This is a genomic window from Halomonas sp. V046 (assembly GCF_052645355.1).
The window spans coordinates 1-465 of the sequence record NZ_JBQXYF010000056.1 but is presented as its reverse complement, the minus strand read 5'-3'; the positions used below and the strand labels follow the sequence as shown (position 1 = coordinate 465).

At 63.9% G+C, this 465-nt stretch carries 1 protein-coding gene; it reads right to left on the bottom strand.

Features of this window, described 5'->3' with window-relative positions; genetic code table 11:
* Nucleotides 1-465, bottom strand: a 465-nt coding sequence (locus tag ACUN9Y_RS22200) for a 4Fe-4S dicluster domain-containing protein (protein ID WP_445462913.1), incomplete at both ends; no start/stop codon positions are given.

Genomic DNA, 465 nt, shown 5'->3' with positions numbered 1-465 from the left:
CTTCTTCGCGCTTGTAGATCGCACCGCTCGGGCACGACGCCACGCAGGCCGGGTTCAGGCAGTGCTCGCACAGGCGCGGCAGGTACATCATGAAGGTGTTTTCGAACTGGCCGTAGATGTCCGCCTGGATCTTGTCGAAGTTGGCGTCCTTGCGCCGCTTGGCGAACTCGGTGCCGAGAATCTCTTCCCAGTTCGGGCCCCACTCGATCTTGTCCATGCGCTGGCCGGAAATCAGCGAGCGCGGGCGGGCCACCGGCTGGTGGCGTCCCTTCTTGGCCTGGTGCAGGTGCTGATAGTCGAAGGTGAACGGCTCGTAGTAGTCGTCGATCTCCGGCAGATCGGGGTTGGCGAAGATGTTCGCCAGCACCCGCCACTTGCCGCCGATGCGCGGCTCGATAGTGCCGTCATCACGCCGTAGCCAGCCGCCTTTCCAGCGCGCCTGGTTCTCCCACTCCTTGGGATAGC